The following is a 21,655-nucleotide window of genomic DNA, read 5'->3' as shown; positions in this document are numbered from 1 at the left end:
CCGCCGAAGACCTCTCGATGTTCGGCCAGGACCCCTGGTGGCTGGTCGTCGTCAAGGCCGTCTTCTGCTTCGCGTTCCTGATGCTGACGGTGCTGTTCGCCATCGTCTGGGAGCGCAAGGTCGTCGCCTGGATGCAGCTGCGCATCGGCCCGAACCGGCACGGCCCCTGGGGACTCCTCCAGTCCCTGGCCGACGGCATGAAGCTGATGCTCAAGGAGGACGTGATCGTCCGCCGGGCCGACAAGGTGGTGTACGTCCTGGCGCCGATCGTCGCCGCGATCCCCGCCTTCATGGCCATCGCGGTGATCCCGTTCGGCCCGCCGGGCAACGAGGTCTCCATCTTCGGCCAGCGCACCACCATGCAGCTGACCGACCTGCCGATCGCGATGCTCTACATCCTCGCGGTCGCCTCGGTCGGCATCTACGGCATCGTGCTGGCCGGCTGGAGCTCCGGCTCCACCTACCCGCTCCTGGGCGGCCTGCGCTCCTGCGCGCAGATGATCTCCTACGAGATCGCGATGGGCGCGGCCTTCGCCTCGGTGTTCCTCTACTCCGGGTCCATGTCGACCTCGGAGATCGTCGCCCAGCAGGAGAACCGCTGGTTCATCGTGCTGCTGCCGGTCTCCTTCATCCTCTACATCGTGACCATGGTCGGCGAGACCAACCGGGCGCCGTTCGACATGCCCGAGTCCGAGGGCGACCTGGTCGGCGGCTTCAACACCGAGTACTCGTCGATCAAGTTCGCGATGTTCATGCTCGCCGAGTACGTGAACATGGTGACGGTCTCGGCGGTCGCCACCACGCTCTTCCTGGGCGGCTGGCGGGCCCCGTACCCGATCAGCACCTTCTGGGAGGGCGCGAACCACGGCTGGTGGCCGATGCTCTGGTTCGTCGTCAAGGTCCAGTTGCTGCTGTTCTTCTTCATCTGGCTGCGCGGCTCGCTGCCCCGCGTCCGCTACGACCAGCTGATGAAGCTCGGCTGGAAGGTCCTCATCCCGGTCTCGGTGGTGTGGCTGATGGTGGTCGCCACCATGCGGGCGCTGCGCAACGAGGGCTACGGCTTCACCGACATCGCCCTCTACGTGGCCGGGGCGATCATCGCCCTGTTGCTGGTCTCGCTGGTCGTGGACATGTTGCGCGAGCGCCGCGGGTCGCCCCAGGGGGAGGACGCCGCCGAGCCGGCCGCGTTCGACCCGATGGCCGGCGGCTTCCCGGTGCCCCCGCTGCCGGGCCAGGAACTGCCGCCGGTGCCCCGTCGCCGTTCGCGCTCCGAGCGCGAGCTCGTGGTCAGCGGCGGCCCGGACACCCACGGCGACGGACCCCGTGACGGATCTCTGCAGGGAAAGGAGGCGTCCGATGGCTGACGAACACAACGCCCCGGTCGAGAAGGCCGCGGCGGACAAGGGCCTGGCACAGAAGGCCGCGGCACAGCAGAGCGCGGCCGACACCAAGCCGGGGTTCATGAACCCGGTGGCCGGTTTCGGCGTGACCTTCAAGGCCATGTTCAAGAAGCGGCTGACCGAGCAGTACCCGGAGCAGAAGAAGACCACCGCTCCGCGGTTCCACGGACGGCACCAGCTCAACCGCCATCCGGACGGCCTGGAGAAGTGTGTCGGCTGCGAGCTGTGCGCCTGGGCCTGTCCCGCCGACGCGATCTACGTCGAGGGCGCGGACAACACCGACGAGGAGCGCTACTCGCCCGGCGAGCGGTACGGCCGCGTCTATCAGATCAACTACGCGCGCTGCATCCTCTGCGGTCTGTGCATCGAGGCCTGCCCCACCCGGGCGCTGACGATGACCAACGAGTTCGAGCTCGCCGACCTGAACCGGCAGAACCTGATCTACACCAAGGAGCAGCTGCTGGCCGGGCTGGAGGAGGGCATGGTCGACTCGCCCCACTCGATCTTCCCGGGCACCGACGAGCAGGACTACTACCGGGGTCTGGTCACCGAGGCCGCCCCCGGCACCGTCCGGCAGGTGGCGGTCTCCAAGGGCGAGAGCCCCGAAGAGGCCACCCAGGACGCCGGCACGCAGCCCACCGCCCAGCAGGAGGTGGGGGCGTGAACACCGTCGCCGCGTACACCACCTCCACCGGCGAGGCCGTGCAGTTCTGGATCCTCGGCACGGTCGCGGTGCTCGGCGCCCTGGGCACGGTCTTCCTGAAGAGGGCGGTGCACAGCGCGCTCAGCCTGGCCGGCACGATGATCGTGCTCGCCGTGTTCTACCTGGCCAACGGCGCGTACTTCCTGGGCATCGTGCAGATCGTCGTCTACACCGGCGCGATCATGATGCTCTTCCTGTTCGTGGTCATGCTGGTCGGCGTCACGGCGGCGGACTCGCTGAAGGAGACCATCCGGGGCCAGCGCTGGCTCGCCCTGCTCTGCGGTCTCGGCTTCGGCGTCCTGCTGATCGGCGGGATCGGCAACGCGACCGTCACCGAGTTCGAGGGCCTGGCCGCCGCCAACTCCGGCGGCAACATCCAGGGCCTGGCCGCCCTGCTGTTCGGCAAGTACGTCTTCGCCTTCGAGATCACCGGCGCGCTGCTGATCACGGCGGCGGTCGGCGCGATGGTGCTCACCCACCGGGAGCGCACCGAGCGGGCCAAGACCCAGCGGGAGATGGCCGAGGAGCGCATCCGCAAGGCCGAGTACATCCCGCCGCTGCCCGCCCCCGGCGTCTACGCCCGGCACAACGCGGTGGACGTCGCGGGCCTGCTGCCCGACGGCACCCCGTCCGATCTCACGGTCAGCGCCACGCTGCGCGAGCGCGGCCAGATCCGTGACGTCTCCAGCCAGGCCATCGCGGACCTGCGGGCGCTGGAGCAGCGCTCCAACGAGCGCCTCGAGCGCGACCCCCTGGAGCCCCGGCCGCGCCGCGGCGGGTCCACGGAGCTGACGCGGGCGGAGGAGGCCCAGCAGTGAACCCGGTCAACTACCTCTATCTCGCGGCTCTGCTCTTCACCATCGGAGCCACCGGAGTGCTGGTGCGGCGGAACGCCATCGTGGTGTTCATGTGCATCGAGCTGATGCTCAACGCCTGCAACCTCTCCCTGATCGCCTTCTCCCGGATGCACGGCAACCTCGACGGCCAGATCATCGCGTTCTTCACGATGGTCGTCGCCGCCGCGGAGGTCGTGGTCGGGCTCGCGATCATCGTGTCGCTCTTCCGTACCCGCCACTCGGCCTCGGTCGACGACGCCGCACTGATGAAGCTGTAAGGGGTCGCTGACGTGGAGAACATGATCGCGCTGCTGATCGCGGCGCCTCTGCTCGGAGCGGCCGTCCTGCTGTGCGGCGGCCGGAGGCTGGACAGGGTCGGCCACTGGATCGGCACCGCCCTGGCCGCCGTCTCCTTCGTCCTCGGGGCCGTCCTCTTCGCCGGCCTGCTGGGCCGGGGCGCGGAGGACCGCACCCTGGTCCAGCACCTGTACAGCTGGATCCCGGTCGAGGGCTTCCAGGCGGACGTGGCGTTCCGGCTGGACCAGCTGTCCATCACCTTCGTCCTGCTGATCACCGGCGTCGGCTCGCTCATCCACGTGTACTCGATCGGGTACATGGAGCACGACGAGCGCCGCCGCCGGTTCTTCGGCTACCTCAACCTGTTCCTCGCGGCGATGCTGATCCTGGTGCTCGCCGACAACTACCTGCTGCTGTACGTCGGCTGGGAGGGCGTGGGTCTCGCGTCCTACCTGCTGATCGGCTTCTGGCAGCACAAGCCCAGCGCGGCCACCGCCGCCAAGAAGGCCTTCCTGGTCAACCGGGTCGGCGACATGGGCCTGTCCATCGCGATCATGCTGATGTTCACCACCTTCGGCACCTTCGCGTTCACCCCGGTGCTCGACTCCGTGGGGAAGACGGGCGAGGGCACGCTCACCGCGATCGCGCTGATGCTGCTGCTGGCCGCCTGCGGCAAGTCGGCCCAGGTGCCGCTGCAGTCCTGGCTGGGCGACGCGATGGAGGGCCCGACCCCGGTCTCGGCCCTGATCCACGCGGCGACCATGGTGACCGCGGGCGTCTACCTGATCGTCCGCTCCGGCGCGATCTTCAACGCGGCGCCGGACGCGCAGCTGGTGGTCACCATCGTCGGCGCGGTCACGCTCCTGTTCGGTGCGATCGTCGGTTGCGCGAAGGACGACATCAAGAAGGCGCTGGCCGGCTCGACGATGTCGCAGATCGGCTACATGGTGCTGGCCGCGGGCCTCGGCCCGATCGGCTACGCGTTCGCCATCATGCACCTGGTGACGCACGGCTTCTTCAAGGCCGGGCTCTTCCTCGGCGCGGGCTCCGTGATGCACGGCATGAACGACGAGGTCGACATGCGCAAGTACGGCGGCCTGCGGAAGTACATGCCGGTCACCTTCGTGACCTTCGGCCTCGGCTACCTGGCGATCATCGGTTTCCCGGGCCTGTCCGGGTTCTTCTCCAAGGACCTGATCATCGAGGCGGCCTTCGCCAAGGGCGGCGTCCAGGGCTGGATCCTGGGCGGGGTGGCCCTGCTGGGCGCCGGGATCACCGCGTTCTACATGACGCGCGTGATGCTGATGACCTTCTTCGGCGAGGAGCGCTGGCGCAATCAGCCGGCGGAATCCCAGGACGCTCGGGATGTGGAGCCGAAGGCGACGCAGGGAGGTGAGCCGGCCGCGGGACACGGCGGAGTGCCGCACCCGCACGAGTCGCCGAAGGTGATGACCGTCCCGATGATCGTGCTGGCCTTCGGCTCGGTCTTCGCCGGCGCCTTCTTCGGCATCGGCGAGCGGTTCGTGCACTGGCTGGAGCCGGTCACCTCCTTCGCGCACGGGCACCCGCCGGTCGCCGCGTGGGTCGTCACCGTCGCCACCGTCACCGTGATGGTGCTCGGCGTCGGTCTGGCCTGGCTCCAGTACGGCCGGCGTCCGGTCCCGGTGGTCGCCCCGCGCGGCTCGCTGCTCACCCGGGCGGCACGCCGCGACCTGCTCCAGGACGACTTCAACCACGTGGTCCTGGTCCGCGGCGGCGAGCACCTCACCCGCTCCCTGGTCTACGTCGACCACACCCTGGTCGACGGGGTGGTCAACGGCACCGCGGCCGGGGTGGGCGGGCTCTCCTCCCGGATGCGCAGGCTGCAGAACGGCTTCGCGCGCTCCTACGCGGTCTCGATGTTCGGCGGTACGGCGGTCCTGGTCGCCGCGACCCTGCTGATGAGGGCGGTCTGACATGAGCTTTCCCCTGCTGACGGCGACCGCGGTGCTGCCCGCCCTCGGGGCGGTCGCCACCGCCGCCGTCCCCGCCGCGCGACGCGAGGCCGCCAAGTGGCTGGCGCTCCTCGTCTCGCTGGGCACGCTGGCCCTGGCCGTCGTGGTCGCGGTCCGCTTCGACCCGGGCGGCGCGCGGTTCCAGCTGACCGAGAGCTACGACTGGATCCCGGCCTTCGGGGTCCGCTACGAGCTCGGCGTGGACGGCATCGGGGTGGCGCTCACGCTGCTGACCGCGGTGCTGATCCCGTTCATCGTCCTGGCCGGCTGGCACGACGCCGACCCTCTGGAGACGCAGAGCAAGCGCTGGCGCCCCACCCAGGGCTTCTTCGCGCTGATCCTGATGGTCGAGGCGATGGTGATCCTCTCCTTCGAGGCCACCGACGTCTTCCTCTTCTACATCTTCTTCGAAGCCATGCTGATCCCGATGTACTTCCTCATCGGCGGCTTCGGGGACCGCGCCCACCAGGGCGGCGAGGAGGCCGCCGCCACCCAGCGGTCGTACGCGGCGGTCAAGTTCCTGTTGTACAACCTGGCCGGCGGTCTGATCATGCTGGCCGCGGTGATCGGGCTGTACGTCGCCGCCGGCAGCTTCTCGCTGCCGGACATCCTGGCCGCCCGCGCCGACGGCGAGCTGACGATGGGGACGAACACCGAACGGCTGCTGTTCCTCGGCTTCTTCCTCGCCTTCGCCGTCAAGGCCCCGCTGTGGCCGCTGCACACCTGGCTGCCCAACGCCATGGGGGAGGCCACCGCCCCGGTCGCGGTGCTGATCACCGCCGTGGTCGACAAGGTCGGCACCTTCGCGATGCTCCGCTTCTGCCTCGGCCTCTTCCCCGAGGCCAGCAAGTGGGCCACCCCGGTGGTGCTGGTGCTGGCGCTGATCAGCATCGTCTACGGCGCGCTGCTCGCGGTCGGGCAGCGGGACATCAAGCGGCTGGTGGCGTACGCCTCCATCTCGCACTTCGGCTTCATCATCCTGGGCGTCTTCGTGATGACCAGCCAGGGCCAGTCCGGCGCGACGCTGTACATGGTCAACCACGGGATCTCGACGGCGGCGCTGATGCTGGTGGCCGGCTTCCTGATCTCCCGCCGCGGCTCGCGCCTGATCGCCGACTACGGCGGCGTGCAGAAGGTGGCCCCGGTGCTGGCCGGCACCTTCCTGATCGGCGGTCTGGCCACCCTGTCGCTGCCCGGACTCGCCCCGTTCGTCAGCGAGTTCCTGGTGCTGGTGGGCGCCTTCGCCCGCTACCCGGTGGTCGGCGTCATCGCCACCTTCGGCATCGTGCTGGCCGCGCTGTACACGCTGGTGCTCTACCAGCGGACCATGACCGGGCCGGTCAGGCCCGAGGTCGCCAAGCTGCCCGATCTGCGGGTGCGTGAACTCGCGGTCGCGGCCCCGCTGATCGCCCTGCTGATCTTCCTGGGCGTCTACCCGCAGCCCCTCACGGACCTCGTCAACCCGGCGGTCCGGCACACCATGTCCGACGTGCAGCAGCACGACCCCGAGCCCGAGGTGGAGGCGGCCAAGTGAGCGCATCAGCCGTCCACGGCCTGTGGACAGACCTGGCCGCCCCCGCGGACGGGTCGATCGCCAAGATTCCGGCCCCGACGATCGAGTACGCGCAGCTGTCGCCGGTGCTGATCGTCATCGGCGCGGCGGTACTGGGCATCCTGGTGGAGGCCTTCGTGCCCCGCCGGGCCCGCTACCACGCGCAGCTCTTCCTGTCCGCCGTCGCGCTCGCCTCGGGCTTCGCCGCCGTGGTGGCGCTCGCGGTCGGCGGGTACGCGACCAGCCGGGCGGGCATCGCCGCCGAGGGCGCGATCGCGGTGGACGGGCCCGCGCTGTTCCTGCAGGGCGTGATCATGCTGGTCGGCCTGGTCGCGATGTTCACCTTCGCCGAGCGCCGGCTCGATCCCCAGGCGCACGGCAACCACGTGGACTCCTTCGCCGCGCAGGCGGCGTCGGTGCCCGGCAGCGAGAGCGAGAAGGCGGCCGTGAAGGCCGGCTTCACCACCACCGAGGTGTTCCCGCTGCTGCTCTTCGCGGTCGGCGGCATGCTGGTCTTCCCGGCCGCCAACGACCTGCTGACCCTGTTCATCGCGCTGGAGGTCTTCTCCCTCCCGCTGTACCTGCTCTGCGCGCTGGCCCGCCGCAAGCGGCTGCTGTCGCAGGAGGCCGCGGTCAAGTACTTCCTGCTGGGCGCCTTCGCCTCCGCGTTCACCCTCTTCGGCATCGCGCTGCTCTACGGCTACTCCGGCTCGGTCGCCTACGGCCGGATCGCCCAGGTCGTCGAGGGCACGGTCGGCGAGGTCAGCCCGGCGCTGGCCGGCACCATGGGCAACGACGTGCTGCTGCTCCTGGGCGCCGCGCTGGTGACGATGGGTCTGCTCTTCAAGGTGGGCGCGGTGCCGTTCCACATGTGGACCCCGGACGTCTACCAGGGCGCTCCGACCCCGGTGACCGGCTTCATGGCGGCGGCGACCAAGGTGGCGGCCTTCGGCGCGCTGCTGCGGCTGCTGTACGTGGTGCTTCCGGGGCTGCGCTGGGACTGGCGGCCGGTGATGTGGGGCGTGGCCGCGGTCACCATGGTGATCGGCGCGATCGTCGCCATCACGCAGACCGACATCAAGCGGCTGCTGGCCTACTCCTCCATCGCGCACGCCGGGTTCATCCTGGCCGGTGTGATCGCGGCGAAGCCGGAGGGGATCTCCTCGGTCCTCTTCTACCTGGCCGCGTACTCCTTCGTCACCGTCGGCGCCTTCGCCGTGGTGACGCTGGTGCGCGACGCGGGCGGCGAGGCCACCCACCTGTCCAAGTGGGCCGGTCTCGGGCGGCGTTCGCCGCTGGTGGCGGCGGTGTTCGCGGTCTTCCTGCTGGCCTTCGCGGGTATTCCGCTGACCTCCGGGTTCGCGGGGAAGTTCGCCGTCTTCAAGGCGGCGGCGGAGGGCGGCGCGGCCCCGCTGGTGGTGGTCGGCGTGCTGTCCTCGGCGGTCGCGGCGTTCTTCTACATCCGGGTGATCGTGCTGATGTTCTTCAGCGAGCCCAAGCCGGACGGGCCGACGGTCGCGGTGGCGTCGCCGCTGACGACCGCGGCGATCGCGGTCGGCGCGGCGGTCACCGTCGTGCTGGGCGTGGCGCCGCAGTACTTCCTGGACCTGGCGAGCCAGGCGGGGATCTTCGTCCGCTGAGCGACGGGCGTCCCGACGCCGGACGCTCCGACGCAGGGCGTCCCATCGACGCCGAAGGCCCGGTTCCCTCGGGGGGAGCCGGGCCTTCGGCGTGCGGTACGGGGGCGTGGCGCGGGGGTCAGCCCGCGCGGTGCACCACGGCGTCGCAGAGGTGCATGAGGGCCGTCCTGGCCTCGCACTCCGGCAGCGGGGCCAGCGCGGCGCGGGCCTCCTGCGCGTAGCGGACGGTGTCCGCCCGGGCGTCCTCCAACGCGGGGTGCTCCCGCAGCCGGGCGACCGCCTCGGCCAGGTGCGCCTCGTCCGACAGGTCGGAGTCCAGCAGCTCGCACAGGGCGACGTCCTCGGGCAGCCCCAGCCGCTCCACCCGCTCGCGCAGCCGCAGCACCGGCAGCGTGGGGATGCCCTCACGCAGGTCGGTTCCCGGGGTCTTGCCGGAGTCGGAGGAGTCGGAGGCGACGTCCAGGACGTCGTCGGCCAGCTGGAAGGCCACGCCCAGCCGCTCGCCGTACTGCGTGAGCACGTCCACGACCTGGTGGTCGGCGCCGGACATCATCGCGCCGAAGCGGCAGGCGACGGCGACCAGCGAGCCGGTCTTGCCGGCCAGCACGTCGAGGTAGTGGTCGATGGGGGAGCGCCCGGCGGACGGACCGGCGGTCTCCAGGATCTGGCCGGTGACCAGGCGCTCGAAGGCCTCGGCCTGCACCCGCACCGCCTCCGGGCCGAGGTCGGCCAGGATGTGCGAGGCGCGGGCGAAGAGGAAGTCGCCGGTGAGCACCGCCACCGAGTTGTCCCAGCGGCTGTTGGCGCTGGGCACGCCGCGGCGCACCTCGGCCTCGTCCATCACGTCGTCGTGGTACAGCGTGGCGAGATGCGTGAGCTCGACGACGACGGCCGAGGGAACGATCCCCGGCGCGTCCGGATCGCCGAACTGCGCGGCGAGCATGACGAGCAGCGGACGGAACCGCTTGCCGCCCGCCTTCACGAGGTGCTGAGCGGCCTCGGTGATGAACGGGACCTCGCTCTTGGTGGCTTCGAGCAGACCTTCCTCGACGGCCGCCATACCTGCCTGGACGGCGGTCTCCAGCGCCTGGTCCCGAACCCTCAGCCCGAACGGCCCGACCACGCTCACGAGGGGACTCCTGTCTGCTGGTGTGTGCTGACGATCACACGGCTTGTCGATAGGTCATTGCCATCACCCCACTCAGCGTATCCGGTCGGGTTTGGATCACCGACAGCCCCCACCCGCCAGATGGCCGGAGACGCCCTGTCCGTTTGAGGGGAAATTGCCGGATTGATGACTTGTTCGTTCGTTTTGTATGATCATCGGTCGATCCGTGACATGGGCCACAGCGACGCGGGGTGGACGGACGGGGCTCAATGACCCGAAGTCGCCCACAGGCAGGGCGGGTTGAGAGGCGGGTCCGGAGGCGGCCCGAGTGGACGAATCGCCCGCAAACATGATCAACCAGCATGATCCACGGAGATCGTACTTGTTTCGGATATCCGCTCTCGCATACGTTTCGCGCCAGCCGGGCGGAACGCCGAATCCTGCCGCCGCCCGCACCCCACAGACCCATTCCACGCACGGCAGGAGCGGGGGACCCAGGTACACCGCCGGACCGGAGCGCGCGCGAGCGCGCCTCCGGGACGGCTAGGGGTGAAGCCTGCCGTCCCATCGGGCGGCGGGCCGGGCAGCCTTTCTGGCCCGAATCCGACAGCTCACCTCGCAGGCGCCGGAGAGGAAGAACGCATGTCCCGTCTCACCCGTACCGCGTCGGCCCTCGCCGTCGCCGCGGCCGTCGTCGCCGCGCCGATCGTGGGCGCCACCGGCGCCTGGGCCGCCGAGACCCCCACCGCGCAGACCTCGGTCACCGTCGCCCCGGGCAACAAGGTCACCCACCTGGCCGCCACCACGGACAGCCTCGACGGCTGGATCCGCGAGGCCCTCGCCGTCATGGCGAAGCACGGCATCCCGGGCACCTACGACGGCATCCACCGCAACGTGATGCGCGAGTCCTCGGGCAACCCGCTCGCCATCAACGACTGGGACATCAACGCGATCAACGGCATCCCCTCCAAGGGCCTGCTCCAGGTGATCGACCCCACCTTCGACGCCTACCACGTCGAGGGGACCGACACCTCGCCGTTCGACCCGGTCGCCAACATCGTCGCGGCGTGCAACTACGCCGCCGACCGCTACGGCTCGATCGACAACGTCAACAGCGCCTACTGATCCCCCGCTCCCCTCAGGGGAACAACCGCTCGAGGACGACGGCCACGCCGTCGTCCTCGTTCGTCGTGGTGACCTCGTCGGCGACCGCCTTCAGCTCCGGGTGCGCGTTGGCCATGGCCACCCCATGGGCCGCCCAGCGGAACATCGGGACGTCGTTCGGCATGTCGCCGAAGGCGACGGCGTCCTCCGGGCCCAGACCGAGGCGTGACGCCGCCATGGCCAGCCCGGTGGCCTTGGTGACCCCGTGCGGCTGCAGCTCCACCGTCCCGGGGCCCGACATCGTCGCGGTGGCCAGCGAGCCGACCGCCGAGGCCGCCACCGCGGTCAGCTCGTCGTCGGTGAGCTCCGGGTGGGACAGCAGCACCTTGGTGATCGGGCGCTCCCACAGGTCGCTCCGGCGGCCGACCCGCTCCGCGGGGAGCGTGGGCCGCGCCATCCGGTAGCCCGGCTCGATCAGCGTGAGCCCCTGGACGCCGTCCTGGTCGACGGCCGCGTACACCTGGCCCACCTCGGCCTCGATCTTGCCGAGCGCCGTCTCCGCCAGCTCCCGGTCCAGGGTCATCGACCACACCAGCCGGTCCCGGTCCGCGTCGTAGAGCTGCGCGCCCTGGCCGCACACCGCGAAGCCGCCGCCGATGCCGGCGAGCAGGTCGCGTACCCGGGGCGCGGGCCGGCCCGTCACCACCAGGTGCCGGGCGCCTGACCGCGCGGCCGACCCCAGGGCCGCACGGGTGCGGGGGGAGACGGTGTCGTCGTCGCGCAGGAGCGTGCCGTCCAGGTCCGTGGCGATGAGGGCGTACGCGGGGAGCGTGCGGGAGGGGGGCGCATAGGCGGCGGGTGCGGGCATGATCAGAGAATACGGACCTCCCGGAGCGCCCCCGTGACGGGTTGACACGCCAACTGGATATGTGCAATAGGGCGTTGCCCCTCTCAGGTGAGCGCACCACGCGGCGCGGCGGGGCGAGCCGCGCCGCCCGGGCAGGCGGCCGTTCCGGGCGAGCCGCGCCCCGGGCAGGCGGCCGTTCCGGGCGAGCCGCGCCCCGGGCAGGCGGCCGTTCCGGGCGAGCCGCGCCCCGGGCAAGCGGCCGTCCCGGGCAAGCGGCCGTCCCGGGCGGGCGGTCGCTCAGGCAGGCGGTCGTCCGAGGCGGGCGGTCCTCTCAGGCGGGCGTCGCGCCAGGCGGGCGGTCGCTCAGGCGTCGAGCGAGGTCAGCAGCTCGACGACGCTCTCGCCGTGGGTGGCCAGCTTCTTCTCGCCGATGCCGCTGATGCCGCGCAGCTCCTCCACCGACGACGGGCGCGCCGCCGCGATCTCCCGCAGGGTCGCGTCGTGGAAGATCACGTAGGCGGGAACGCCCTGCTCCCGGGCCCGCTCGGCCCGCCAGCCGCGCAGCGCCTCGAAGACCGGCTGGAGCTCCTCGGGGAGCTCCGCCACGGCCGCAGCCGCCTTGGCCTTGCGCTCGCCCCTCGCCGAGGGCACCTTCTTCGGCTCCTTGCGCATCGGCACCTGCCGCTCGCCGCGCAGCACGGCCGCGCTGCCCTCGGTCAGCACCAGCGTGCCGTACTCGCCCTCCACCGACAGCAGGCCCTGGGCCAGCAGCTGCCGGATCACGCCCCGCCACTCGCCCTCGGCCAGGTCCTCGCCGATGCCGAAGACGGACAGCTGGTCGTGGTCGAACTGGATCACCTTCGCGGTGCGCTTGCCCAGCAGGATGTCGGTGATCTGGGTGGCGCCGAACTTCTGGCGCCGCTCCCGCTCCAGCCGGACCACGGTGGACAGCGCCTTCTGGGCGGCCACGGTGGCGTCCCAGGTCTCCGGCGGCGCCAGGCAGGTGTCGCAGTTGCCGCAGCTCTCCTCGGCGGCCTCCTGGCCGAAGTAGGCGAGGAGCTGCTCCCGGCGGCAGCGGACCGTCTCGCACAGGGCCAGCATGGCGTCCAGGTGCGCCTGGGCCCGTCGGCGGAAGGCCTCGTCGCCCTCGCCCGACAGGATCATCTTCCGCAGCTGGACGACGTCGTTGAGGCCGTACGTCATCCAGGCGGTGGAGGGCAGCCCGTCGCGGCCCGCGCGACCGGTCTCCTGGTAGTAGCCCTCGACCGACTTCGGCAGGTCCAGGTGGGCCACGAACCGCACGTCGGGCTTGTCGATGCCCATGCCGAAGGCGATGGTGGCGACCACCACCAGGCCCTCCTCGCGCAGGAAGCGCGCCTGGTGGGCGGCGCGGGTCCCGGCGTCCAGGCCGGCGTGGTACGGCACCGCCTCGACGCCGTGGGCGGTGAGGAACTCGGCGGTCTTCTCCACGGAGTTCCGGGAGAGGCAGTACACGATCCCGGCGTCGCCCGGGTGCTCCTCGCGCAGGAACGCCAGCAGCTGCTTCTTCGGCTCGGCCTTGGGCACGATCCGGTACTGGATGTTCGGCCGGTCGAACCCGGCGACGAAGTGCCGGGCGGAGCCCAGGCCGAGCCGGCGGGTGATCTCCTCGTGCGTCGCCCGGGTGGCCGTCGCCGTCAGGGCCATCCGCGGCACGTCGGGCCAGCGCTCGCCCAGCACCGACAGCGCCAGGTAGTCGGGGCGGAAGTCGTGGCCCCACTGGGCGACGCAGTGCGCCTCGTCGATGGCGAAGAGGGAGATCCGCCCCCGGGAGAGCAGGTTGAGGGTGGACTCCAGGCGCAGCCGCTCCGGGGCGAGGTAGAGCAGGTCCAGCTCGCCGGCCTGGAACTGGGCCTCGACCAGCCGCTGCTCGTCGAAGTGCTGGGTGGAGTTGAGGAAACCGGCCCGCACACCGGCCGCGCGCAGGGCGTCGACCTGGTCCTGCATCAGGGCGATCAGCGGCGAGATCACCACGCCGGTGCCGGGGCGGACCAGGGCGGGGATCTGGTAGCAGAGCGACTTGCCGCCGCCGGTGGGCATCAGCACCACGGCGTCCCCGCCGGAGACGACGTGGTCGACCACGGCCTGCTGCTCGCCGCGGAAGGACTCGTAGCCGAAGACCTTCCGCAGCGTCTCGAGCGCGGGGCCGCCCGCGCCCGTCGCGCCCGTCTCCGTCACCGTTGCCGTGGTCACACCTGTACCGCCCGTCCCTGTAGACCTTCCTCCACCATAGGCGGACGGACCGACGGCGCCGGAGTTTTCCACAGGCCCCCGCCGGCCGGCCCGCCGCCGCGGAGAATCAGTGGACGCAGAACTCGTTGCCCTCGGGGTCGTACATGACCGTCCAGGCGCCGCCCTGCTCGCGGACCTCGCGCAGCACCCGGGCGCCCAGCGCGGTCAGCCGCTCGACCTCGGCCTCACGCGCCCCGTTCCCGGGGTGCAGGTCCAGATGCAGGCGGTTCTTGCCGGTCTTGGGCTCGGGCACCCGCTGGAACAGCAGCCGCCGCCCCAGGCCCGTCCCGGACTCCTCGTCGTGCGGGTCCTCCGGATGCCGGACCGCCGCGAGGTTCCGCCAGGCGGCGCGGCCCCGCCACTCCAGGGTGGCCTCGGCGGGTACCACGCCGGCGCTCAGCAGCTTCTCGACCAGGGGACTGTTGTCCTCCGGGACGTATCGCAGGGCGGCCGCCCAGAAGTCGGCCAGGGCGTGCGGATCGGCTGCGTCGACGACGAGCTTCCAGTGGACAGGCACCGCGGATTCCGTCATGGCACCACTCTTACGGGTGGTGGAAGGGCGCGCGCAACCGGAACGGGCGATCAGGCCGTGCGCTCCCGCGTCGCCTCGGCGGACGCCGCGGACGCTGCGGACTCCACGGGCCCCGCGGGCTTCGGGAAGGCCGTCGCCCCCTCGGGCAGCGCCGCCGGGTCCTCCGGGGCCACGGCCACGGCCGCTGCCGCCGCCGCGCGCAGGGCGCGGGCCGAGCGGCGCGCGTTGCGCAGCGCGTCCCAGGTGAGCAGGGAGAGGGCCAGCCACACCAGGGAGAAGCCGGCCCAGCGCTCCGGCGGCATGGCCTCGTGGAAGTAGAGGACGCCCAGGCCGAACTGGAAGACCGGCGCCAGGTACTGCAGCAGGCCCAGCGTGGACAGCGGGACCCGGATGGCGGCGGCGCCGAAGCAGATCAGCGGGACCGCGGTGACCACGCCGGTGGCGGCCAGCAGCGCCGCGTGCCCGGCGCCCTCGGTGGCGAAGGTGGAGTCGCCCTGGGAGCTCAGCCACAGCAGGTAGCCGAGGGCGGGCAGGAACTGGATCGCGGTCTCGGCGGCCATCGACTCCAGACCGCCGATGTTCACCTTCTTCTTGACCAGGCCGTAGGCGGCGAAGGAGAAGGCCAGGGTCAGCGAGACCCAGGGCAGCCGGCCGTAGCCGACCGTCAGCACCACGACGGCGGCGGCGCCGACGCCGACCGCCGCCCACTGCACGGGCCGCAGCCGCTCCTTGAGGAGGAGCACGCCGAGGGCGATGGTGACCAGCGGGTTGATGAAGTAGCCGAGCGACGCCTCCACCACCTGGCCGGCGTTGACCGCCCAGATGTAGACGCCCCAGTTCACGGTGATCACCGCGGCGGCCAGGGTGATCAGCGCGAGCTTGCGGGGCTGTCGTATCAGCTCGCCCGCCCAGGCCCAGCGGCGCATCACCAGCAGCACGAGGCCGACCAGCACCAGCGACCAGATCATCCGGTGCGCGAGGATCTCGATCGCTCCCGCGGGCTTGAGCAGCGGCCAGAACAGGGGGACCAGGCCCCACATGCCGTAGGCGGCGAATCCGTTCAGCAGACCGATCTTGTTCTCGCTCCGCGGCGCCGGCTGTGCCATCTCTCCTCCTTCTGGCTGCCTCGCTCCCACAGCGTCGGCACCATCCGGAAGGTAACGCCGAGCACCCCGCCTGTCATTCCCGTATCGACATACGGTCCTGACAGGCGGGGTGCGCCGGCGTGCGGGCCCCTAAGCGGGCTCGCGGTCGGCTCTCAGCCGGCGACCGTCCAGGTGTCGCCGCCCGCCAGCAGCGCGCCCAGGTCGCCCTCGCCCTGCCGCTCGACGGCGTCCTCCAGCTGCCGCGCCATGAGCGTGTCGTAGACCGGCCGGCCCACCGACCGCAGCACGCCGATCGGCGTGTGGTGCAGGGTGTTCGGGTCGGCCAGCCGGGAGAGCGCGAACGCGGTGGTCGGCGAGGTGGCGTGCGCGTCGTGGACCAGCACGTCGCCCTCGTTCTCGGGGGTGACGTCGACGACCACCAGGTCGCCGGTGGCCCGGTCGCGCACCACGCCCTTGGCGCCGTCGGCCCCGAAGCGGATCGGCTGCCCGTGCTCCAGCCGGATCACCGCCTCCTGCGCCTGCTCACGGTCCTTGATCACGTCGAAGGCGCCGTCGTTGAAGATGTTGCAGTTCTGGTAGATCTCCACCAGCGCCGTGCCCTCGTGGGCGGCGGCCTGCCGTAGCACCTCGGTGAGGTGCTTGCGGTCGGAGTCCACCGTCCGCGCCACGAAGGTCGCCTCCGCGCCGAGCGCCAGCGACACCGGGTTGAAGGGGGCGTCCAGCGAGCCCATCGGCGTCGACTTGGTGATCTTGCCGAGCTCGGAGGTGGGGGAGTACTGCCCCTTGGTCAGTCCGTAGATCCGGTTGTTGAAGAGGAGGATCTTCAGATTGACGTTCCGGCGCAGGGCGTGGATCAGGTGGTTGCCGCCGATGGAGAGCGCGTCGCCGTCACCGGTGACCACCCACACGCTCAGGTCCTGCCGCGAGGTGGCCAGCCCGGTCGCGATGGCCGGGGCACGCCCGTGGATGGAGTGCATCCCGTAGGTGTTCATGTAATAGGGGAAGCGGGAGGAACAGCCGATGCCGGAGACGAAGACGATGTTCTCCTTCGCCAGCCCCAGCTCCGGCATGAAGCCCTGCACGGCGGCGAGGACCGCGTAGTCGCCGCAGCCGGGGCACCAGCGGACCTCCTGGTCCGACTTGAAGTCCTTCATGGACTGCCGGCCGACCGCCTTGGGCACCAGCGACAGCAGGGCGTTGCCGGACGCGGTGGTCCCGGACGTCTCAGGCATCGAGTTCCTCCTTCAGCGCCGAGGCGAGCTGCTCCGCCTTGAACGGCATGCCGTTGACCTGGGTGTGGGAACGGGCGTCGACCAGGTACTTCGCCCTGATCAGCGAGGCGAGCTGGCCCAGGTTCATCTCCGGGACCACGACCTTGTCGTAGCGCCGCAGCACCTCGCCCAGGTTGGCCGGGAACGGGTTCAGGTGCCGCAGGTGGGCCTGGGCGACCGGGTGGCCGATGCCGCGCAGCCGGCGGACCGCCGCCGTGATCGGGCCGTAGGTGGAGCCCCAGCCGAGCACCAGGATCCGGGCGTCGCCGTCCGGGTCGTCGACCTCGAGGTCGGGCACCGCGATGCCGTCGATCTTGGCCTGGCGGGTACGGACCATGAAGTCGTGGTTGGCCGGGTCGTAGGAGATGTTGCCCGTGCCGTCCTGCTTCTCGATGCCGCCGATCCGGTGCTCCAGACCGGGCGTGCCCGGCACCGCCCAGGGACGGGCCAGCGTCTCGGGATCGCGCTTGTACGGCCAGAAGACCTCGACGCCGTCCTCGGTGGTGTGGTTCGGCCCGTCGGCGAACTCCACCCGCAGGTCCGGCAGGTCCTCCACGTCCGGCACCCGCCACGGCTCGCTGCCGTTGGCGAGGTAGCCGTCGGAGAGCAGGAAGACCGGGGTGCGGTAGGTCAGCGCGATCCGGGCCGCCTCCAGCGCCGCGTCGAAGCAGTCCGCCGGGGTCTGCGGGGCGACCACCGGGACCGGCGCCTCGCCGTTGCGGCCGTACATCGCCTGGAGCAGGTCCGCCTGCTCCGTCTTGGTGGGCAGGCCGGTCGACGGGCCGCCGCGCTGGATGTCCACGATCAGCAGCGGCAGCTCCAGCGAGACGGCGAGGCCCACCGTCTCCGACTTCAGCGCGACACCCGGCCCGGAGGTCGTGGTGACCGCCAGCGAGCCGCCGAAGGCCGCGCCGAGCGCCGCCCCGATGCCGGCGATCTCGTCCTCGGCCTGGAAGGTGCGCACGCCGAAGTTCTTGTGCCGGCTCAGCTCGTGCAGGATGTCGGAGGCCGGGGTGATCGGGTACGAGCCCAGGTAGAGCGGCAGCCCGGACTGCCGCCCGGCGGCGACCAGGCCGTAGGACAGCGCCAGGTTGCCGGAGATGTTGCGGTAGACGCCGGGCGGGAACGCCTTCGACGCCGGGGCCACCTCGTAGGAGACGGCGAAGTCCTCCGTCGTCTCGCCGAAGTTCCAGCCCGCCCGGAAGGCCGCGATGTTCGCCTCGGCGATCTGCGGCTTCTTCGCGAACTTCTTCCGCAGGAACGCCTCGGTTCCCTCGGTCGGCCGGTGGTACATCCAGCTCAGCAGACCGAGCGCGAACATGTTCTTGCTGCGCTCGGCCTCCTTACGGGTGAGGCCGTACTCCTTCAGGGCCTCCACCGTCAGGGTGGTGAGCGGCACCGGGTGCACCTGGTAGCCGTCGAGCGTGCCGTCGTCCAGCGGGTCGACGGCGTAACCGACCTTCTGCAGGGCGCGGGAGGTGAACTCGTCGGTGTTGACGATGATCTCCGCGCCCCGCGGCAGGTCGGCGAGGTTGGCCTTGAGGGCGGCCGGGTTCATGGCGACCAGCACGTTGGGCGCGTCGCCGGGGGTGAGGATGTCGTGGTCCGCGAAGTGGAGCTGGAAGGAGGAGACGCCCGGGAGGGTGCCTGCGGGGGCGCGGATCTCGGCGGGGAAGTTGGGCAGGGTCGACAGGTCGTTGCCGAAGGACGCCGTCTCCGAGGTGAAACGGTCGCCGGTGAGCTGCATTCCGTCACCCGAGTCACCCGCGAACCGGATGACCACCCGTTCCAGCCGGCGGACGTCCTTCACCGCTGCCGGTTCACGCTCTGTACTGACCTGGCTGGTCACTGAACTGGACCTCCCTGGGCGGCAAGTACGGGAGTCGCCTTCGGCCGGCCGCTCCCGCTTCAACCCTAAGTCTGTAAGGGCTGCCTTCCTATGTCATTCGCTCCGCACCGTATGGCGCGAAGCGCGAGGGGAGCCGTCCCGTTGACAATTTGTCAACAAGGGTCCCTCGGTCCAGAGTGACATCGGTCATGTGTTCAGGTACCGGAGTACCGCTAGAACCCGCCGGTGATCCCCGTCACTCTGGGACAGTCCCAGCTTCATGAAGATGTTGCTGACGTGCTTCTCCACCGCGCCGTCGCTGACCACGAGCCTGCGGGCGATCGCCGAATTGGTGCGGCCCTCCGCCATCAGCCCCAGGACCTCGCGCTCGCGCGGGGTCAGACCCTCCAGGACGTCCTGCCGGCGGCTGCGCCCGAGCAGCTGGGCCACCACCTCCGGGTCCAGCGCCGTCCCGCCGCGCGCCACCCGGACCACCGCGTCGGTGAACTCCCGCACGTCGGCGACGCGGTCCTTCAGCAGGTACCCCACACCCCGGCTGGAGCTCGCCAGCAGCTCGGTGGCGTACCGCTCCTCCACGTACTGCGACAGGACCAGCACCCCCACCTCGGGGTGGTCGACACGGATGCGGACGGCGGCCCGCACCCCTTCGTCCGTATGGGTGGGCGGCATCCGCACGTCGGCCACCACCACGTCGGGCAGCTCGCCCCGGGCGGCGAGGTCGGAGACGGTCTTCACCAGACCCTCCCCGTCGCCGACCCCGGCGACCACCTCGTGGCCCCGGTCGGTGAGCAGCCGCGTCAGCCCCTCCCGCAGCAGCACCGAGTCCTCGGCGATGACCACCCGCACGCTGTTGTCCTCCACGTTCTCCACGGGTCCAGCATTTCAGCAACCGCGTGGCGGCGGGGGGCGTTTCCCGCCCCCCGCCGCCGCTTCCCGCTCTTCCCAGGGCTAGACCGTCTTCCGCCCCGACGGCCCCAGCAGGCCGCGGGCCAGCGTCGTGTCGACCACCGCCATGCCGCGGGCCGCCCAGGCGGCCGCCAGCGTGAACACCGCGCCCAGCAGGCAGGTCACGGCGAGCTCCACCGGGGTCGACCCCAGCCAGGCCGGGCCGGCCTCGTCCAGGAAGTGGATCGCCCGGTCGTCGACCGGCAGGGTCCAGTACCAGAGCGGCATCGAGAGCATGCCGAGGCCGAGGGACCAGAGGGTCACCGTCACGGTGAACGAGACCACCGCCCACGGCAGGTGCACCAGCGCGTACAGGGCCTGCCGCCAGGTCGACCCGCTGCGCAGCACCGCGCCGCACCAGGCGACCGGCCGCGGCGCGTCACCACGCGGCGTCAGCGGCTCGGGGGAGGCGACCCGCTCGCCCAGCAGCAGCCGCACCCGGGCCCGCTCGGCGGAGCCCAGCAGGCGGCAGCCGGCCAGGGCCAGCACCAGCACCGGGAGGCCCACCACGGTGACCAGCAGCCCGGCGCCCAGCGACACGGCCGTCACCACGTAGGTGAACAGCACGATCGCCACCGGCAGGTTCAGCAGCGAGTGGAGCACGGCCAGCGGGGTCGCGGGCTCCATCAGCGGAGCCAGCACGGCGGGCCGGCGCGCGGCACGCCGGTACGGATGGACGGCGGTCATGACGTCAGCCTTCCTTCGTGAATGTGACGGGCCTGTCCCGCCAGGGCAGTTCGGCGGTCACCGTGGTGGGGCCGCCCTCCGGGGAGTCGACGACGAGCACGCCGTCCACCGCGTCCAGCCGCTCGGCCAGCCCCGCGAGGCCGGAGCCGGCGTCCGGGCGGGCCCCGCCCCGGCCGTCGTCGTGCACCTGGAGCATCAGCCGGTCCTCGGCACGCCACACCTCCACCGAGGCGCCGCGCGCCGCGCTGTGCTTGCTGATGTTCTGCAGCAGCTCGGAGACGGTGAAGTAGGCGATGCCCTCCAGCGCCTCGGCCGGCCGGACGGGGAGGTCCACCGACACGCGCACCGGGACCGTGCAGCGGGACGCCACCGAGGAGAGCGCCGCGTCCAGACCGCGGTCGGTGAGGACCGCCGGGTGGATGCCGCGGGCCAGGTCGCGCAGCTCCCGCAGGGCCAGCTTCACCTCGCCGTGCGCCTCGTCGACCATGGCGGCCGCGGTCTCCGGGTCCTCCAGCAGCTTCTCCTTGGCGAGACCGAGCCCCATCGCCAGGTTGACCAGCCTGGCCTGCGCGCCGTCGTGCAGGTCGCGCTCGATGCGGCGCAGGTCGGCCGCCGCGGTGTCCACCACCACGCCGCGGTCCGACTCCAGTTCGGCGATCCGCCGCTCCAGGTCCGGGGAGGGCGAGAGCAGCCCGCGGACCATCGCCCGGTCCACCGCCGTCATCCCGCGGACCACGTAGGGGAGCACCGGCCACAGCACGAACAGGCCGGTCAGCGTCACCGTGAAGGTGAGGATGCCCCAGGGGAGCCGAATCGCGTGGTACAGCATGGACCGCCAGCCCACCGGGTCCTTGAGCGCGTTCCACATGCGGGTGAAGAAGTTGCCGGAGCGGCTGTGCGAGCTCAGCGGGCTCGGCTCGTCGACCCGCAGCTTCAGCAGGCCGCGGGCCCGGCCGCGTTCCAGCCGGCCCAGCAGCCGGGCGCCCATCAGGGAGAGCGCCAGCAGGGGCAGCCCGATCGCGGTGACGGCCAGCCCCGCGCCGGTCGGCAGCACCACCGCGACGTAGGTGAAGCCCACCACGGTCACCGGGAAGTTGCTCAGCAGGTAGGCGATCTCCCGCCACGTGTAGGCGTCGTAGGCCAGGCGGGCCGGGGGGAGACGGTCGCCGTCCGGGAGCTCTGCCGGGGGCCCGCCGGCCGGCTGGGCCGGGAGCTGGGCCTGCGGCTGGGCCGGGGGCGGCGGTACCGGGGCCGGGACCGGGGCCGGTGTCGGTTCGGTGGTCATGGGGCCAGACTGCCGCGCGGGGACGTACCCGCGCCATGAGGCGGCCCGCCGAGCGGCACGGGGGGATAACCCCACCCCCGGGGCTTCGCGGCGGCTTCCCGGCCCGGGCCGCGCCGCGCGCGCCCGCGACCCGAACCCCGCGACCGAAACCCCACCACCGCACCCGGACCGGGGCGAGGACCCAGGGCCTAGACTCCCGTTGCGCATGTTTCCGAGGCAACCTGACGT

Annotated in this window: 18 protein-coding genes and 1 riboswitch; of the genes, 8 read left to right on the top strand and 10 right to left on the bottom strand. The window is 71.5% G+C overall.

What is annotated here, in order from left to right; all coding sequences use genetic code 11:
• Positions 1-17 precede the first annotated feature (17 nt).
• The 7 genes from nuoH to nuoN are packed head-to-tail and all read left to right on the top strand — an operon-like array spanning position 18 to position 8,422.
• Positions 18-1,364 (top strand): NADH-quinone oxidoreductase subunit NuoH, encoded by a 1,347-nt coding sequence (nuoH, locus tag ABT026_RS01180; RefSeq protein ID WP_351111016.1) that lies wholly within the window; start codon positions 18-20, stop codon positions 1,362-1,364.
• Entirely contained in the window at positions 1,357-2,064 is a 708-nt protein-coding gene (gene nuoI, locus ABT026_RS01175; protein WP_351110817.1) for an NADH-quinone oxidoreductase subunit NuoI, read from the top strand. Before nuoH ends, nuoI begins: the two co-directional genes overlap by 8 nt.
• On the top strand, positions 2,061-2,921 hold the full coding sequence (locus ABT026_RS01170; RefSeq protein ID WP_351110815.1) for an NADH-quinone oxidoreductase subunit J: 861 nt from the start codon (positions 2,061-2,063) through the stop codon (positions 2,919-2,921). The genes nuoI and ABT026_RS01170 overlap by 4 nt, the downstream gene beginning before the upstream one ends.
• Positions 2,918-3,217 carry an NADH-quinone oxidoreductase subunit NuoK gene (gene nuoK, locus ABT026_RS01165; RefSeq protein ID WP_351110813.1) on the top strand — a complete coding sequence of 100 codons (300 nt, stop codon included), beginning with the start codon at positions 2,918-2,920 and terminating at the stop codon, positions 3,215-3,217. Before ABT026_RS01170 ends, nuoK begins: the two co-directional genes overlap by 4 nt.
• Positions 3,218-3,229: 12 nt before the next feature.
• Positions 3,230-5,191: an NADH-quinone oxidoreductase subunit L gene (gene nuoL / locus ABT026_RS01160; protein ID WP_351110811.1), complete on the top strand. Its 1,962-nt coding sequence runs from the start codon at positions 3,230-3,232 to the stop codon at positions 5,189-5,191.
• A 1-nt stretch (position 5,192) separates the two neighbouring features.
• A complete protein-coding gene (locus ABT026_RS01155) occupies positions 5,193-6,764 on the top strand; it encodes an NADH-quinone oxidoreductase subunit M (RefSeq protein ID WP_351110809.1) in 1,572 nt (523 codons plus the stop codon).
• Positions 6,761-8,422 carry an NADH-quinone oxidoreductase subunit NuoN gene (nuoN, locus tag ABT026_RS01150; RefSeq protein ID WP_351110807.1) on the top strand — a complete coding sequence of 554 codons (1,662 nt, stop codon included), beginning with the start codon at positions 6,761-6,763 and terminating at the stop codon, positions 8,420-8,422. The genes ABT026_RS01155 and nuoN overlap by 4 nt, the downstream gene beginning before the upstream one ends.
• A gap of 118 nt (positions 8,423-8,540) precedes the next feature.
• Here nuoN and ABT026_RS01145 read toward each other — a convergent pair whose 3' ends face one another.
• Positions 8,541-9,551: a polyprenyl synthetase family protein gene (locus ABT026_RS01145; RefSeq protein WP_351110805.1), complete on the bottom strand. Its 1,011-nt coding sequence runs from the start codon at positions 9,549-9,551 to the stop codon at positions 8,541-8,543.
• Between the two features lie 473 nt (positions 9,552-10,024).
• Positions 10,025-10,170, top strand: a riboswitch (cyclic di-AMP (ydaO/yuaA leader).
• Positions 10,171-10,172: 2 nt separating this feature from the next.
• On the opposite strand from ABT026_RS01145, the gene ABT026_RS01140 reads away from it, so the two are divergent.
• Positions 10,173-10,655 (top strand): transglycosylase SLT domain-containing protein, encoded by a 483-nt coding sequence (locus tag ABT026_RS01140; RefSeq protein WP_351110803.1) that lies wholly within the window; start codon positions 10,173-10,175, stop codon positions 10,653-10,655.
• A 13-nt stretch (positions 10,656-10,668) separates the two neighbouring features.
• Here the strand turns inward: ABT026_RS01140 and ABT026_RS01135 are convergent, their stop codons facing one another.
• The 9 genes from ABT026_RS01135 to ABT026_RS01095 all read right to left on the bottom strand — a co-directional run bounded on the left by ABT026_RS01135 (position 10,669) and on the right by ABT026_RS01095 (position 21,427).
• Positions 10,669-11,502, bottom strand: coding sequence for an HAD family hydrolase (locus ABT026_RS01135; protein WP_351110801.1), 834 nt, complete (start codon positions 11,500-11,502; stop codon positions 10,669-10,671).
• Positions 11,503-11,844: 342 nt separating this feature from the next.
• Positions 11,845-13,713, bottom strand: coding sequence for a DNA helicase RecQ (gene recQ, locus ABT026_RS01130; RefSeq protein WP_502967871.1), 1,869 nt, complete (start codon positions 13,711-13,713; stop codon positions 11,845-11,847).
• A gap of 106 nt (positions 13,714-13,819) precedes the next feature.
• A complete protein-coding gene (locus tag ABT026_RS01125) occupies positions 13,820-14,284 on the bottom strand; it encodes a VOC family protein (protein WP_351110799.1) in 465 nt (154 codons plus the stop codon).
• Positions 14,285-14,334: 50 nt separating this feature from the next.
• A complete protein-coding gene (rarD, locus tag ABT026_RS01120) occupies positions 14,335-15,390 on the bottom strand; it encodes an EamA family transporter RarD (protein WP_351110797.1) in 1,056 nt (351 codons plus the stop codon).
• A gap of 152 nt (positions 15,391-15,542) precedes the next feature.
• Complete coding sequence (locus ABT026_RS01115) at positions 15,543-16,622, bottom strand: 2-oxoacid:ferredoxin oxidoreductase subunit beta (RefSeq protein ID WP_351110795.1); 1,080 nt, start codon at positions 16,620-16,622, stop codon at positions 15,543-15,545.
• Positions 16,615-18,510: a 2-oxoacid:acceptor oxidoreductase subunit alpha gene (locus tag ABT026_RS01110; RefSeq protein ID WP_351110793.1), complete on the bottom strand. Its 1,896-nt coding sequence runs from the start codon at positions 18,508-18,510 to the stop codon at positions 16,615-16,617. Before ABT026_RS01110 ends, ABT026_RS01115 begins: the two co-directional genes overlap by 8 nt.
• Before the next feature lie 186 nt (positions 18,511-18,696).
• Positions 18,697-19,356 carry a response regulator transcription factor gene (locus tag ABT026_RS01105; protein WP_351111012.1) on the bottom strand — a complete coding sequence of 220 codons (660 nt, stop codon included), beginning with the start codon at positions 19,354-19,356 and terminating at the stop codon, positions 18,697-18,699.
• A gap of 102 nt (positions 19,357-19,458) precedes the next feature.
• Positions 19,459-20,142 (bottom strand): sensor domain-containing protein, encoded by a 684-nt coding sequence (locus tag ABT026_RS01100; protein WP_351110791.1) that lies wholly within the window; start codon positions 20,140-20,142, stop codon positions 19,459-19,461.
• A gap of 4 nt (positions 20,143-20,146) precedes the next feature.
• Positions 20,147-21,427, bottom strand: a complete 1,281-nt coding sequence (locus ABT026_RS01095) for a sensor histidine kinase (RefSeq protein WP_351110789.1) — start codon at positions 21,425-21,427, stop codon at positions 20,147-20,149.
• Between the last annotated feature and the right edge of the window lie 228 nt (positions 21,428-21,655).

The organism is Streptomyces sp. NPDC002734 (assembly GCF_040295685.1).
Lineage (GTDB): Bacteria > Actinomycetota > Actinomycetes > Streptomycetales > Streptomycetaceae > Streptomyces.
The sequence above is the reverse complement of the archived record's forward strand: the minus strand, read 5'-3'. Positions and strand labels throughout refer to the sequence as shown.